14 protein-coding genes are annotated in these 14,505 nt (G+C 70.3%); 6 read left to right on the top strand and 8 right to left on the bottom strand.

Features of this window, described 5'->3' with window-relative positions:
* Positions 1-52 precede the first annotated feature (52 nt).
* Complete coding sequence (locus CF8_RS18750) at positions 53-2,173, top strand: M14 family zinc carboxypeptidase (protein WP_010834670.1); 2,121 nt, start codon at positions 53-55, stop codon at positions 2,171-2,173.
* Between the two features lie 51 nt (positions 2,174-2,224).
* On the opposite strand, the gene hflX is transcribed toward CF8_RS18750, so the two are convergent.
* The 7 genes from hflX to miaA are packed head-to-tail and all read right to left on the bottom strand — an operon-like array spanning position 2,225 to position 9,993.
* Positions 2,225-3,712 (bottom strand): GTPase HflX, encoded by a 1,488-nt coding sequence (hflX, locus tag CF8_RS18745; protein ID WP_010834669.1) that lies wholly within the window; start codon positions 3,710-3,712, stop codon positions 2,225-2,227.
* Between the two features lie 50 nt (positions 3,713-3,762).
* Positions 3,763-5,004 carry a thrombospondin type 3 repeat-containing protein gene (locus CF8_RS23330; RefSeq protein ID WP_232211531.1) on the bottom strand — a complete coding sequence of 414 codons (1,242 nt, stop codon included), beginning with the start codon at positions 5,002-5,004 and terminating at the stop codon, positions 3,763-3,765.
* Between the two features lie 51 nt (positions 5,005-5,055).
* A complete protein-coding gene (locus CF8_RS18735; protein ID WP_010834667.1) occupies positions 5,056-5,832 on the bottom strand; it encodes an SDR family NAD(P)-dependent oxidoreductase in 777 nt (258 codons plus the stop codon).
* Positions 5,833-5,857: 25 nt separating this feature from the next.
* A complete protein-coding gene (gene dapF, locus CF8_RS18730) occupies positions 5,858-6,643 on the bottom strand; it encodes a diaminopimelate epimerase (protein WP_010834666.1) in 786 nt (261 codons plus the stop codon).
* Positions 6,640-7,173, bottom strand: a complete 534-nt coding sequence (locus CF8_RS18725; protein ID WP_010834665.1) for a dihydrofolate reductase family protein — start codon at positions 7,171-7,173, stop codon at positions 6,640-6,642. Before CF8_RS18725 ends, dapF begins: the two co-directional genes overlap by 4 nt.
* Positions 7,170-9,026 carry a gamma-glutamyltransferase gene (ggt, locus tag CF8_RS18720; RefSeq protein WP_010834664.1) on the bottom strand — a complete coding sequence of 619 codons (1,857 nt, stop codon included), beginning with the start codon at positions 9,024-9,026 and terminating at the stop codon, positions 7,170-7,172. The genes CF8_RS18725 and ggt overlap by 4 nt, the downstream gene beginning before the upstream one ends.
* Positions 9,027-9,042: 16 nt before the next feature.
* The gene (gene miaA / locus CF8_RS18715) at positions 9,043-9,993 is read right to left on the bottom strand and encodes a tRNA (adenosine(37)-N6)-dimethylallyltransferase MiaA (protein ID WP_010834663.1); all 951 of its coding nucleotides are present in this window, start codon (positions 9,991-9,993) and stop codon (positions 9,043-9,045) included.
* Positions 9,994-10,056: 63 nt separating this feature from the next.
* On the opposite strand from miaA, the gene CF8_RS18710 reads away from it, so the two are divergent.
* From CF8_RS18710 to CF8_RS18690, 5 genes are all read left to right on the top strand, one after another.
* Entirely contained in the window at positions 10,057-10,260 is a 204-nt protein-coding gene (locus CF8_RS18710) for an antitoxin (RefSeq protein WP_036491463.1), read from the top strand.
* 129 nt (positions 10,261-10,389) lie between these two features.
* Positions 10,390-11,058 (top strand): antitoxin, encoded by a 669-nt coding sequence (locus CF8_RS23325; protein ID WP_156887272.1) that lies wholly within the window; start codon positions 10,390-10,392, stop codon positions 11,056-11,058.
* Between the two features lie 40 nt (positions 11,059-11,098).
* The gene (locus tag CF8_RS18700) at positions 11,099-11,578 is read left to right on the top strand and encodes an NUDIX domain-containing protein (protein WP_010834661.1); all 480 of its coding nucleotides are present in this window, start codon (positions 11,099-11,101) and stop codon (positions 11,576-11,578) included.
* Positions 11,575-11,865 carry a hypothetical protein gene (locus CF8_RS18695; RefSeq protein WP_010834660.1) on the top strand — a complete coding sequence of 97 codons (291 nt, stop codon included), beginning with the start codon at positions 11,575-11,577 and terminating at the stop codon, positions 11,863-11,865. The genes CF8_RS18700 and CF8_RS18695 overlap by 4 nt, the downstream gene beginning before the upstream one ends.
* Positions 11,866-11,998: 133 nt before the next feature.
* Positions 11,999-12,970 (top strand): hypothetical protein, encoded by a 972-nt coding sequence (locus CF8_RS18690; protein WP_036491461.1) that lies wholly within the window; start codon positions 11,999-12,001, stop codon positions 12,968-12,970.
* A 57-nt stretch (positions 12,971-13,027) separates the two neighbouring features.
* Here the strand turns inward: CF8_RS18690 and miaB are convergent, their stop codons facing one another.
* Positions 13,028-14,494, bottom strand: coding sequence for a tRNA (N6-isopentenyl adenosine(37)-C2)-methylthiotransferase MiaB (miaB, locus tag CF8_RS18685; protein WP_010834658.1), 1,467 nt, complete (start codon positions 14,492-14,494; stop codon positions 13,028-13,030).
* Positions 14,495-14,505: the final 11 nt, after the last annotated feature.

The raw sequence follows: 14,505 nt of genomic DNA, 5'->3' as shown, positions 1-14,505 counted from the left end.
TGTGGGTCACACTGTCCGCCGAGACCCGGCTGGGCACGTTCCGGGAGGATCAATGAGCACGCTGCACACACGCCTGCGCAAAGCAGGCATCGTCATCCTCGGTGGAGGTCTCGCCACCGCGATGGCGTCCACGGTCAGCACGGCTGCCGAGGACAGCACCCCACGCGAGATCCAGCAGGTGAGCACCGACGAGACCACGAGCCTCGTCATGGTGGACGCACCCACGGTCGAGGAGCGCAACGAGGTCATCGCGCTCGGCCTCGACGCGACCGAGCACGCCACCGAGCGCGGGATCGCGGTCGTCCTGCACGGCGCCGCGGACGCGCAGCGGCTGCGGGAGGCCGGCTACACCTGGCGGGTCAAGGTCCGCGACCTCGAGGCGCAGGCCAAGGCCAACCGCAAGGCCGACCGGGCCTACGCGGCGAGCGTCGAGGAGTCGCCGCTGCCGAGCGGTCGCACGGCCTATCGCACCTACGACGACTACGTCGCCGACCTGGCCCTGCTCGCCGAGCAGTACCCCGCCCTGACCAAGCCGCTGACGCTGGAGAACGAGACGGTGCTCGGCGAGGAGATCCGCGGCCTCGAGATCAGCACCCGCGCCGACACCGTCAAGGACGGCAAGCCGGTCTTCCTGCTGATGGGCGCCCACCACGCCCGCGAGTGGCCCAGCGCGGAGCACACCATCGAGTTCGGTTTCGACCTGCTCGAGTCGTACGCCGACGGCGAGGCCCGCGCACGCGCGATCCTGGCCGACTCGCGGGTCGTGATCGTCCCGGTCGTCAACGTCGACGGCTTCAAGATCTCGCGCGACGCCGCCCCGCTCGGCGACTTCTCCCGCTTCGACTACGAGATGAAGCGCAAGAACTGCGCGATCTCCACCTTCACCTCGCCGGCGTTCCTCGGCGGCACCTGCGCCGACAACCCGGCCGGTCGCCTGCGCGGCACCGACCTCAACCGCAACTACCCCGGCTTCTGGGGCGGCGGCGGTGCCAGCACCAGCTGGTCGAGCGACACGTTCCGCGGGGACTCCCCCGGCAGCGAGCCCGAGTCGGACGCGGTGCGGAAATTCATCTCCGAGCGCGCGGTGACGGTGATGATCTCCAACCACACCTTCAGCAACCTCGTGCTCCGGCCGCCGGCGATCGCCGCGACCGGCAAGGCTCCCGACGAGCCCCAGCTCAAGACGCTCGGCGACTCGATGGCGGCCGCCAACCAGTACACCAGCCAGGCGTCGTACCAGCTCTATGACACCTCGGGCTCGACGGAGGACTGGAGCTACTGGATCACCGGCGGTCTCGGCTACACCTTCGAGATCGGCACCGAGGGCTTCCACCCGGACTACGAGTCGGGTGTGGTGGCCGAGTACCTCGGTCTCGAACCGGCCGCGGGTGCCGGCGAGGGTGGCAACCAGGAGTCCTACTACCGGGCGGCCGAGGCTGCCCTGGACCCGGCACTGCACTCGCAGATCACCGGGACGGCACCCACCAAGCACACGATCACGGTGCGCAAGCACCACGTGTCGCCCACCTCTCCGGTCATCCAGCCGGACGGCAGCATCGGCCAGCCGTTGCTCTACGAGGACACGCTCAGCTCGGAATACGTCTCCACCGGCGGCGCCTTCACGATCGACGTCAACCCGTCGACGCGACCGCTCGTGGCCGGGCGATACGGCCGCCTCCCCGAGGCGGACCCGCAGGCTCCCGCGACGCTGACCAACCCGGCCGGCGTGCCGGCGGTCGGCGCGAGCGAGTTCACCACCTTCGAGGTGCAGGGCCTGCCCGATGCCGACAACGGCTATGCGGTCGTGTCGATCTCGTGGCCGACGGTGGACGCGGAGGCTCAGGACTGGGACTTCTTCGTCATCGGGCCCGACGGTGAGGCCGTCGGCTCGGGCGCGACCCTGGCCAACCCGGAGGTCATCCGGATCCCTGACCCGGTCGCGGGCACGTACACGATCGAGGCCAACAACTACGCCGGCGGTACGGCGGAGCACGACTGGTCGGGCGAGGTCAGCTTCGAGAGCCCCGACCCGCCGATCGACACCGGCATCAAGGAGGCGTGGCTGGTCAGCTGCGCCGACAAGCGCGGCGACGTCATCAACACCCGCGAGGTGATCGTCGACCGCGGCCAGGCCGTGGACATCGGCAACGCCTGCAGGCCGCTCAAGCAGTGAGCTCGCCCCCGGTGGTCACGCCTCGTGCGTGGCCACCGGGTCGCAGCGGCGTCAGACGGCGTACGCCGCCAGGTCGCTCGCGAGGTCGGCGTTGGCGCGGCCCTTGACGAGGGTGCCGTCGCCGGTGTGCTCCAGGGACTCGATCTCGCCCTGCTGGTGCAGCCGGTTGAGCAGGTCGCCCCGCTCGTAGGGCAGCAGCGCCTCGAACTGCACGCTCGGGCGCGGCAGCTCGGCCTCGATCGCGGCGAGCGCATCGTCGATGCCCTCGCCGGTCCGGGCGCTGACCACCACGCTGTGCGGCTCGCGCGCCCGCAGCCGGGCGATCACCATCGGGTCGGCGGCGTCGGCCTTGTTGATCAGGACCAGCTCAGGGACCTTTGAGGCGTGGATCTCCGCGAACACCTCGCGCACCGCGGCCAGCTGGCCCTCGGGGTCGGGGTGGGAGCCGTCGACGACGTGCAGGATCAGGTCGGAGTCGGCGACCTCCTCCAGCGTGGAGCGGAACGCCTCGACCAGCTGGTGGGGCAGGTGGCGCACGAAGCCGACGGTGTCGGACATCGTGTAGACGCGTCCGTCCTTCGTGGTCGTACGCCGCGTGGTCGGGTCGAGCGTCGCGAACAGCGAGTCGTCGACCAGCACCCCGGCATCGGTGAGCCGGTTGAGGATCGAGGACTTGCCGGCGTTGGTGTAGCCCGCGATGGAGACGCTCGGGATGTGGTTGCGCGAACGCTCCTGGCGCATCGTCGCGCGGGTGCCCTTGAGCTCCTTGAGCTCCTTGCGGAGCTTGGCGATCTTGGTGTTGATCCGGCGCCGGTCGGTCTCGATCTTGGTCTCACCGGGGCCACGACCACCGATACCCTCACCGCCGGACACGCGACCGCCGGCCTGGCGGGAGAGGTTGCCACCCCAGCCGCGCAGGCGCTGCTTCATGTAGTTGAGCTGGGCCAGCTCGACCTGCGCCTGGCCTTCCTTCGACTTCGCGTGCTGGGCGAAGATGTCGAGGATCAGCCCGGTCCGGTCGATCGCCTTGACCTTGAGCTTGTCCTCGAGGTTGCGCAGCTGGCTGGGCGCGAGGTCGCCGTCCAGGATCACCGTGTCGGCACCGGAGGCCTGCACGATCTCGAAGAGGCCCTCGACCTTGCCGCGACCGATGAACGTGGCCGGGTCGGGGGTCTGCCGGCGCTGGTAGATCGCGTCGAGCACCTCGGAGCCGGCGGTCTCGGCGAGCAGCGCGAGCTCGGCCATCGAGTTCTCGGCATCGGCGACAGTGCCGGAGGTCCAGACGCCGACGAGGATGACCTTCTCCAGCCGGAGCTGGCGGTATTCGACCTCGGTGATGTCCTCGAGCTCGGTGCGCAGCCCGTCCACGCGCCGGAGGGCGTGCCGCTCGGCGAGGTCCTGCTCACCGGTGGTGAGCTCCTCCTCGGGGTCGGGGCCGTCGGGCGAGACCAGTTCGTCGGCGTCGCCGGACTCGAGGTCGTCCCAGTCGTCGGTCGCGTCGAGAGCAGCGTCCAGATTGAAGTCAGGTGCGTTCGTCATATGCCCTCAAGAGTAGGTCGCCCACTCCCGCGGCGCGAGCGAGATAGCCCTCAGCGACGAACCCGGGTCTTGCGCGACTTCGCCGCAGCGCACTCCGCGGCTCCGGGAACGACCCTGAGCGGCACCGTGGCGTAGAACTTCCCGGTACGGCGACCGGGCTTGGTCTTGAACGCGCCCGACGCGCTCGTCCGGACCCGGTCGATGCGGCGGTCCTTGCCCTTCCTCACCTGCCACACGCTGACCCGCTGCTTCGCCACGCAACCGGCCACGTCGGCGGACAGGCGCCCGGTGAGCGCTCGCTTGGTGGCCTTGTAGCGCAGCTTCACGCTGCGGTCGACGCTCGGGCAGCCGCTGGGCGTGGCCCCGCCGAGCACCGGGCACACGTCCTGCGGGTCGGCCTTGCCGTCGCCGTCGTCGTCGAGGTCGCACGCGTTGCCCGCTGCGTCGCCGTCGGTGTCGGCCTGGTCGGCGTTGGCGACCGTGGGGCAGTTGTCGGCGTGCACCACGCCGTCCCCGTCCCCGTCGCCGTCGCACGGGTCACCCAGGCCATCGGCATCGGCGTCGGCCTGGTCGGGGTTGGACAACGTCAGGCAGTTGTCGGAGTTGTTGGCGACACCGTCGCCGTCCAGGTCGTCGTCGCACGGGTTGCCGCGTCCGTCGTTGTCGAGGTCGATCTGGTCGGGGTTGTCCATCCCGACGCAGTTGTCGACAGCGCGGTCCTCCGCGCCGTCGCCGTCCGCGTCACACACACTGCGGGACACCCTGATCGACCAGGAGGTGAGGGTCGCTGCAACCGTGTCGTAGTTATAGATGTAGAGATACCAATTGCCCCCGAGCGCGGTCCCATCCATCTCACTCAGGGGATCCTTGGGCTTGTAGGTTCCCGCCAGCGAGGCTGCCGTGTAGGTGGCCGTCGCCTCGTCATCCCACGTCAGGGGCGCAACCTGGGCTCCGCTTCCTGCGACGACCGGCTGCAGGATGTTGCGGACGGTCGCCGTCCTGAGCAGGTCGACCCGAACCTTCGCTGCGTTGCGGTGGGTGATGCGATAGGTGACATCAACGTCCAGCACGTTCGACGACGCGGGGACTGGGATCACGGCCGAGGTGAGCTTGGGCCCCCCGGCGTCGGGGTCGGGCTCGATCGTCTTGCCCGTCCCGCTGTAGCTGACGACGCACGGCACCACCGTCGCAGCAGTCGCGGTCGGCGTACTCCCGAAGGCAACGAGCAGGCCTGCCGTCAGTGCGAGCACCGTGGCGCGCGCCAGTGAACGTCCACCCCCGAAGATTTTCACCAAAAGAGGGTACGACGAGACGCCCGCGACGTCAGCACAGGCCGATGGGCCCTACTTCGGAGGCATCCGGATGCCACCGTCGACGCGGATGGTCTCGCCGTTCATGTAGGAGTTGGTGATGCACTCAACGACCATGCTCGCGAGCTCCTCGGCGTGACCCAGACGCTTCGGGAACAGGACGTTCTGGCCGAGGTTGGCCTTGAACTCGTCGGGGTTGGGGAAGGCATCGTAGATCGGGGTGTCGATCAGGCCGGGCGCCACCGTGTTGAGGCGGATGCCGGCGGCCGAGAGGTCGCGCGCGATCGGCAGGGTCATGCCGACCACGCCGCCCTTCGACGCGGAGTAGGACGACTGGCCGATCTGGCCATCGAAGGCCGCGACGGACGCGAGGTTGACGATCGCGCCCCGCTGGCCGTCGGCGTCGGGCTCGTTGCGGCTCATCACGGTCGCGGCCTGGCGGGTCATGTCGAAGGTGCCGATCAGGTTGATCTCGACGACCTTGCGGAAGGCGACGAGGTCATGGGCCGACGCCAGCTGCCCGTCGCGGCCGATCGTGCGCTGGGCCCAGCCGATGCCGGCGGAGTTGACGCACGCACGCAACGGGGCGACCTCGGCGGCGGCCTCGACCGCGGCGGCGATCTGCTCGGTGTCGGTCACGTCGACGCGGGCGAAGACACCCTTGATCTCGGCGGCCAGGGCCTCGCCCAGCTCGGCGTTGATGTCGGCGACGACGACGATCGCGCCGCGGGCGGCGAGTGCTCGCGCGGCCGCGGCGCCGATGCCGCTGGCGCCGCCGGTGACGATGGCAGAGGATCCGGTGATGTCCATGCCCGGATCCTAGGACCCGCTTCGCTCAGAGGTCCGAGGTGCCCTCGGCGACGAGCACGGCCGGACCTGTCATCAGGATCCGGTCGTCGTCGGTCCAGGTGATCTCGAGGCTCCCGCCGGTCACGTCGATGCGGTACGGCGTCCCGCGAGGTGCCTCGTCAGCGAGCGCTGCGGCGACCATCACCGCGCAGGCGCCGGTGCCGCACGATCGCGTCTCCCCGGACCCGCGCTCGTGGACCCGCATCGCGACGTGGTGTGCGCTGCGGCGTACGACGAACTCGACGTTGACCCCGTCGGGATAGACATCGTGGTCGAAGCCGGGCTCCTCGAGCAGACTCCCGGCCTCGTCGAGCGACCCGACGAACGCGACGGCGTGGGGGTTGCCCATCGACACGTGCAGCGCCTCGTGGGCGACCCCGTCGACGCTGACCTTCGTGGTCGCGAGCACGGCGGGACTGCCCATGTCGACGGTGAGGTCGCCGCCGCTGAGGGTGACGGTCTTGACCCCGGCGCGGGTGTCGATCTCGAGCGGCGTCGTGGCGCCCTCGTGGTCGAGGAGGTAGCGGGCGAAGACCCGGACGCCGTTGCCGCACATCTCGCTGAGCGACCCGTCGGCGTTGCGGTAGTCCATGAACCAGCGCTCTCCGTCGCGGACCGCGCGGAGCACGCCGTCACCGCCGATGCCCGCGCGCCGGTCGCACAGCGCACGCACCCGCTCGGCACTCAGCTCGCCGTGGACGGTGCCGTGGGGGTCGGGCAGGAGCACGAAGTCGTTCTCCGTGCCGTGACCCTTGAGGAAGCGATAGCTCACGATGCGATTGTCGCAGGCTTCACCACAGTGTGCCGAGCGCAGACGAAGTCACGGTTGCGGGCGACCTCCTCCAGCTTCAGCTCGACGTGTCGCGGCAGCACCGGCGTGCCGGCGCCCAGCGTCACCGGGGCGTACTGGACCCACACCTCGTCGAGCAGGCCGGCGTCGTGGAACTGACCGACGAGCTCGCCGCCGCCGACCAGCCACAGGTCCTTGCCCGCGGCCCGCTCGACGGCCTGCGCATGCACGTCCTCGACGGCGTCGGCAGTGAAGGTGACGGACGTGACCGGCTCGAAGTCGCGGTGGGTCATGACGTACGTCGCCAGGTCGCCCCACGGTTCGTCGTCGTGGTCGAGGATCCACTGCCAGGTCGTGGCGCCCATGACGCAGGCGCCGATCTGCTCGCGGAACCCCGCGTAGTGCATCGGCCCCGCCTCGTCGATGTCACGCGAGGTCAGCCAGTCGAGCGAGTGGTCGGGCGTCGCGATGAACCCGTCCAGCGAGCAGCCGGTGTAGTAGATCGTCGTCACTTCGGGTCGACCACCCGCGCAGCCCCGCCTCCTCGACGGACCGGCTCCGAGACGGCCGTGAGCTGGCCGCCGGGACCGAACTCGATCGCCGTCGCGGCCCCGATCTGTGCCGCGCTGGTGAACGCGTCACCCGCGGGGACGAGCTTGTGCCCGAGGGCGGTCAGCGCGGCGCCGTACGCCGTGATGAACTCGGGCTCGGAGGTCACGCTCGCCGTGTTGCGCGGGCTGGAGCGCGGCGCCGCGATGGCCTGCTCGATGCTCATGCCCAGGTCGATCCGGTTGACGAGCATCTGCAGCACGGTGGTGATGATCGTGGAGCCGCCGGGCGAGCCCAGGGCCAGGAAGGGCTTGCCGTCCTTGAGCACGATCGTCGGGCTCATCGACGAGCGCGGGCGCTTGCCGGGCTGGATGCGGTTGGGGTCGGCCGGGTCGAAGACCGTCGAGAAGTCGGTCAGCTCGTTGTTGAGGATGAAGCCGTGACGGGGCACGACCATCCCGGAGCCGCCGGTCTGCTCGATCGTGAGGGTGTACTCCACGACGTTGCCCCACTTGTCGGCGACCGTGAGGTTGGTCGTCGAGATGTTCTCGGTGTCCGCATCGGTGGTCCCGCCGGCCGCCGGTGCCGGACAGACCCCGTCGTAGGCCGCAGCGTCACCGGCCGCGACCGGCTTCACCGCCGCCTTGGCGGGGTCGAGGGAGCAGGCCCGCTCGGCGGCGAACTTGTCGCTCAACAGCGTCGGGAGGGGTACGTCGACGAAGCGCGGGTCGCCGAGGTACTTCGCGCGATCGGCGAAGGCCAGCGCCCCGGCCTCGAGGTAGTGGTGGAGGACCTGCTCGGGCGCCTTGCCGGTGAAGTCGGTGCGCTCGAGGATGTTGAGCGCCTCGCCGACGGTGGAGCCACCGCTCGACGACGGCGCCATGCCGTAGACGTCGTAGCCGCGGTAGGAGATCTTGGTCGGCGCCTGCCCGAGGACCTTGTAGTCCCTGAGGTCGCTGCGGGAGAGATAGCCACGCGGCACCGGGAGGTCGGTGCTCTTCGTCGTGCGCGGGTCGCGGACGATGTCGACCATCAGCTTGGCCAGCTTGCCGCGATAGAACGCCTTCATGCCGCGCGCGGCGAGGTCGGTGTAGGTGTCGGCCAGGTCGGGGTTGGTGAAGATCGAGCCGACAGCGGGCGCGTCTCCCTTCGGCAGGAACAGCTTCTTGGTCGCCTTGAAGGCGCGGAAGCGCTCCTCGTTGTCGAGGGTCTGCTGGCGGAAGGTCTCGTCGACCTTGAAGCCGCGGGTCGCGACCTTGATCGCGGGCTTGAGCGCATCGGCGAGCGAGAGCGTGCCGTACTTCCTCAGGGCCCGTTCCCAGGTGGCCGGGGTCCCGGGCGTGCCGACGCTGACGCCACTGGTCACCAGCTCGGGAGTGAAGTTGTAGGGCTTGCCGGTAGCGGGGTCGATGAAGGCGTCGCTGGGCATCTTCTTCGGCGCGGTCTCGCGCCCGTCGATGGTGCTGACCTTGCCGGACTCGGCGTCGTAGAAGACGAAGTAGCCGCCGCCACCGATGCCGGCGCTGTAGGGCTCGGTCACCCCCAGGGTCGCGGCCGCGGCGACCGCCGCGTCGGCGGCGTTGCCCCCGCGCTTGAGCACCTTGAGCGCAGCCGCGCTGGCCTCCGGGTCGACCGTGGAGACCGCTCCCCCGGTGCCGACGGCTGTCGGGATCTTGGCCGTGGGCCGCTCCGCTGCCTGCGCGGTCTGCGTCGAGGCCGCTGGCGGGGCTTGGGCCGGAGCGGGCGGAGCAGCGGCGAGGACGCCCACGACGAGGGCGGACGCGGCGGCGCTGGTGAGTGCAGGGGTGGGACGCATGGCTACCTCCGAGAGATCAGGTCCGTCCACCTTGCTCCGCGCCGGTCGATCTGTCGAGGGCTGCCAGCGCCTTCTCCACGAGTTTCGGGTCGTCGAAGCGCACCCACGCGACGCGCGGGTCCTTGCGGAACCAGCCGTCCTGGCGGCGGGCGAACCTGCGCGTCGCGGCCTGGGTCTGCACGACCGCCTCCTCATGGCTCAGCTCCCCGCGCAGGAAGGCGATCGCCTCGCGGTAGCCGATCGCCCTGCGCGCGGTCTGGCCCCGCTCGAGCCCGAGGTCGAGGAGTCGCTCGACCTCCTCGACCAGCCCATCGGCGTACATCTGGCGCACGCGCTCCGCGATGCGGGCATCGAGGGTGGGGCGGTCGATGTCGACGCCGATCTGCACGCTGCGCGGGTCGGCGTAGGTCGGGGTCGGCAGGCTGGCGGAGTAGGGGCGACCGGTGAGGGCGATGACCTCGAGCGCGCGGACGATGCGCCGGCCGTTGTCGGGACCGATCTTCGCGGCGGCCTCCGCGTCGAGGCCGGCGAGGCGCCGGTGCAGCGCCTGGGTGCCGACGGTGGCCAACTCCTCCTCGAGCTCGCGGCGCAACGACTCGTCCGTGCCGGGGAAGTCGAACCGGTCGAGGATGGCGCGCGTGTAGAGCGCGCTGCCGCCCACCAGCACTGGTGTCGCACCCCGGCCGCGGATGTCGCCGATGGCCTCGCGGGCCCACCCCTGGAAGTCGTGCACGGTCGCCGTCTGGGTCACGTCGAGGCGATCGAGCAGGTGGTGCTCGATCCCCCGCCGCTGCGAGGGCGGGAGCTTCGCCGTACCGACATCCATGCCGCGGTAGAGCTGCATCGCGTCCGTGTTGACGATCTCGCCCCCCAGCCGGGCGGCCAGGTCGAGGCTCAGGCCGGTCTTGCCCGAGGCCGTCGAGCCGACGATCGCCACGATCGGGATGGGGTGCGCGTCGGTGGGCATGGTGGCTAGTGTTCCAAACGCGAGCGGTCTCATCGGGGGCTGCACCAAGCATCGGAGACGCACATGTCATTCCTCGACGACGCGAAGTCCAAGCTCACGGACGCGGTGGACGGCCAGGGCGACAAGATCGCCGCCGGTCTCGACAAGGCCGGCGACTTCGTCGACGACAAGACGGGCGGCAAGTTCTCGGACAAGATCGACGCCGGCACCGACAAGGCGGCCGACGCCCTCGACTCCCTCGACGGCCAGAACGACGACATCAAGTAGGTCCTTCCCGACCTCCTCGACAGACCGTCCATCCCCCAGGGGATGGACGGTCTGTTGCATTTGCGCGTCCGTTCTGACATGACTGGAAGCGGGCCGGGACAGCCCCGGCCATGACTCTCGGGAGTGGTGATGGACACCAACAGCGGACTCGGCGACGCCGTCGACAAGTACGGCGATCAGATCGACAGCGCACTGGACAAGGCCGGCGACTTCGTCGACGACAAGACCGGCGGCAAGTACTCCGAGCAGATCCAGTCCGGCGTGGACAAGGCCGGCGACGCCCTCGACGGACTCGACGGACAGAACGACGACATCGGTGCCGAGCCCCAGGCGCCCGCCGATACCCAGGCTCCGCCCGAGCCCGGCACGCCGACCACACCCGGTGACCCGTCCGTCCCGACCGAGCCGGGCGTCCCGACCGAACCGGGCGTCCCGACCGAGCCCACCGATCCCTCGATCCCGACCGAGCCGGAGACCGAGCCGAGCACCCCCACCGAGACGACCGAGCCGGCTGAGCCCGGCTCGCCCACGTCGCCGACCTCGCCGACCGAGCCCACGGATCCCACGGACCCCTCGATCCCGACGGAGCCGACCGCCCCGGCTGAGCCCGTCCAGCCGGGCGTCCCCACCGAGCCGGGCGAGCCCGGTGCCCCGACCGATCCCTCGACTCCGACCGAGCCGTCCGTCGAGCCGTCCGTCGAGCCGTCCACGCCCGGTGAGCCGGCGCCGCAGACGATTCCCACCGATCCGGCCAACCCGGCGACCGGCGAGGCACCGGAGCCGATCGCCGGGTCGTAGCAGTCATCGAGCTGTCGGTCGCGCCCGTTAGGTTGGCGGCGTGACCGACAGCTTCGTGGTGGTGCCTGCGTCCTACGTCTACCTCCTCCGCGACGGCGAGGACGGTTCGGCCGAGGTGCTGCTGCAGCTGCGCCAGGGGACGACCTACATGGACGGCCACTGGGCCGCGGCCGCCGCCGGACACGTGGAGCGCGGGGAGACGGCGTTCGTCGCAGCGCAGCGCGAGGCCACCGAGGAGCTGGGCATTACCGACGTCGAGCTCGCCTTCGAGTTCACGATGCAGCGCACCCAGGGCGGCGAGCCGATCGACGAACGCGTCGACTTCTTCTTCACCGCTCGCGCTTGGGCCGGCGAGCCGAGGATCGTGGAGCCCGACAAGTGCGGCGAGCTGCGCTGGTGCTCGCTGGCCGACCTGCCGCAGCCGATGGTGCCGCACGAGGCATACGCCCTGGACAACCTGGGCACCGACCAAAAATATCTCAGCCATGGATTCCCCACCACCGGAGAGGCCCCACGATGAATGACGACAACCTCGGCCCGCAGCCCGATCCGATCATCGAGGAGAAGGAGCCCAACCCCGGCGGCGCCGACGCACTGCCCGACGACACCGACGACGAGGGCCTCGCGCGCGACCTCGACCCGTCCGCCAACCCGGCCGTCGACGAGGTGATGCCCCCGGAGATCACCGAGGCCGACGACAAGTCGCAGGCACCCGATGGTCAGGCCGACGACATGGAGTCGGGCACCGAGGACACCCCCGAAGCCGGCCAGGAGGCCGAGGACGGGACGGTCGAACCGCCCGCCTGACCCGGCGGGCCTGACACGTTGAAGACAGCGGTATCGCACAGTCACCCAGTGGCTGGGCGATACCGCTGTCTCGTTGTCCACAGGCCCGGTTCCGGTGCTGGCGCGGATGTCGCCGGTCCAGCACGCTGGATGGATGAGCAGCAACGCCGAGGAATCGAGCCCTGCCGACGAGGTCGCGCGGGTCCTGTCGCTGCAGCACGGTGTCATCTCGCGGGCGCAGGCCCTCGAGGCCGGGCTCGCTGACCACGACATCCGCCGCCAGGTCCGCCGGCGCGCATGGGTGCTGTTGCTCCCCGGGGTCCACCTCAACCACACCAGCGATCCCACCTGGCTGCAGCGCGCGTGGGCGGCCACCCTGTACGCCGGCGACTCGGCGCTCTGCCACGACTCGGCACTGCGGGCATCCGAGGGCCCCGGCAAGACGCTGCGCGACGAGTCGGTCATCCATGTGGCGATCGACCGCGACCGTCGCATCCTGTCGCCGGTCGACTGGCTGGTCGTGCACAGGCTGGCCGACTTCGATTCCAAGGTACGACGCAACGCATCACCACCTACGGTCCGGATCGAGCACGCACTGCTCGACGTGGCGGCCGAGGCACCGACGGACTTCGCCGCGGTCGGCGTCCTCACGGATGCGGTGTCATCTCGTCGCACCACCGCGGATCGTGTCCTGGCCGCGTTGCGGACGCGGTCGAGGATTCCTCGTCGGGCCTTCCTGACGGGGGTGCTGACGGACATCCGCGACGGCACCCACTCGGTCCTCGAGCACGGCTACCTGCATCGGGTCGAGCGAGCGCACGAACTCCCCACGGCGGCTCGACAGGTGGTCGAGCTGACCTCCCGGGGCAAGGTCTACCGCGACGTGGTCTACGAGCCGTTCGGCGTCTATGTCGAGCTCGACGGTCGCGCCACCCACGGCACGGCTCAGGCCCACGACCAGGACCTGGCTCGCGACCTCGTCGCGGTGGCCGAGGAGAAGATCACCCTGCGGCTCGGCTGGCGGCAGGTGTACGGCGACCAGTGCTCGACAGCGGCACGGGTCGCTGCAGTGCTGACCAAGAGGGGTTGGACGGGCACGCTCCAACGCTGCCCCGACTGTCCCTGAGGACAGCGGTGTCCTGCGGCCACTGGGTGGCTGCGCGATACCGCTGTCTTCGCAGCGTCAGCCGCAGGCGGTGGCCGGCGGCAGCGGAGCCGGCACCCCGATGCTCGGCATGCCGAGACCGACGCCGGCCGGGGCGGGCTCGGTGTTGCGACGCTCCCAGGCGTCGCCGGCCGGCGTGCGGCGTACGGAGAGAACCGGACCGTCGGCGACGAGGTGGTGCGGCGCGGCCTTGGTGATCTCGACGACGACCATGTCGCCGGGCCGGACGCCTTCGGCACCCACGGGGGTGAAGTGCACGAGCCGGTTGTCCGGGCCGCGGCCGGAGAGCCGGAGGGTGGCTGCGTCCTTGCGGCCCTCGCCCTCGGAGACCATCAGCTCGACGGAGCGGCCGACGAGCGCTAGTCCCTCTTCCCACGCGATCTGGTTGACGACGTCGACGAGGCGCAGGTAGCGGTCCTTCACGACCTCCGGCGGGACCTGGGACTCCATGGTGGCGGCGGGGGTGCCGGGGCGAGGTGAGTACTGGAAGGTGAAGGCGTTGGCGAACCGCGCCTGCCGGACGACGTCCAGCGTCGCGAGGAAGTCCTCCTCGGTCTCGCCGGGGAAGCCGACGATGATGTCGGTGGTGATCGCCGCGTCGGGCATGGCCGCGCGCACGCGCTCGATGATGCCCAGGAACTTCGAGGAGCGGTAGGACCGGCGCATCGCCTTGAGGATGCGGTCGGAGCCCGACTGCAGCGGCATGTGCAGCTGGTGCATGACGTTGGGCGTCTCGGCCATCGCCTCGATGACGTCGTCGGTGAACTCGGCCGGGTGGGGCGAGGTGAAGCGCACGCGCTCGAGGCCCTCGATCGCACCGCACGAGCGCAGCAGCTTGGAGAAGGCCTGGCGGTCGCCGAACTCCACGCCGTAGGCGTTGACGTTCTGCCCGAGCAGGGTGATCTCGGTGACGCCCTCGGCGACCAGCGCCTCGATCTCGGCCAGGATCTCGCCCGGCCGGCGGTCCTTCTCCTTGCCGCGCAGTGCCGGCACGATGCAGAACGTGCAGGTGTTGTTGCAGCCGACGGAGATGGAGACCCACGCGGCATAGGCCGAGTCGCGCTTGGTCGGCAACGTCGAGGGGAAGACCGACAGCGACTCGAGGATCTCGACCTGCGCCTCCTCCTGCGAGCGGGCGCGGTCGAGCAGGGCGGGCAGGGAGCCGATGTTGTGCGTGCCGAAGACGACATCGACGTACGGCGCCCGGTCGATGATCGTGTCGCGGTCCTTCTGCGCCATGCAGCCACCGACGGCGATCTGCATGCCCGGCTTGCGCGCCTTGACCGGCGCGAGGTGGGACAGGTTGCCGTAGAGCTTGTTGTCCGCGTTCTCGCGGACCGCGCAGGTGTTGAAGACGACGACGTCGGCCTGCTCGCCCGTCGGGGTCGCGATGTAGCCCGCGTCCTCCAGCAGCCCGGTCAGGCGCTCGGAGTCGTGGACGTTCATCTGGCACCCGTAGGTGCGGACTTCATAGGTGCGAGCCATAGCCGCACAAG

Source organism: Nocardioides sp. CF8, from assembly GCF_000389985.1.
Classification (GTDB): Bacteria; Actinomycetota; Actinomycetes; order Propionibacteriales; family Nocardioidaceae; genus Nocardioides; species Nocardioides allogilvus.
This window is presented reverse-complemented; position numbering and strand designations above follow the sequence as displayed.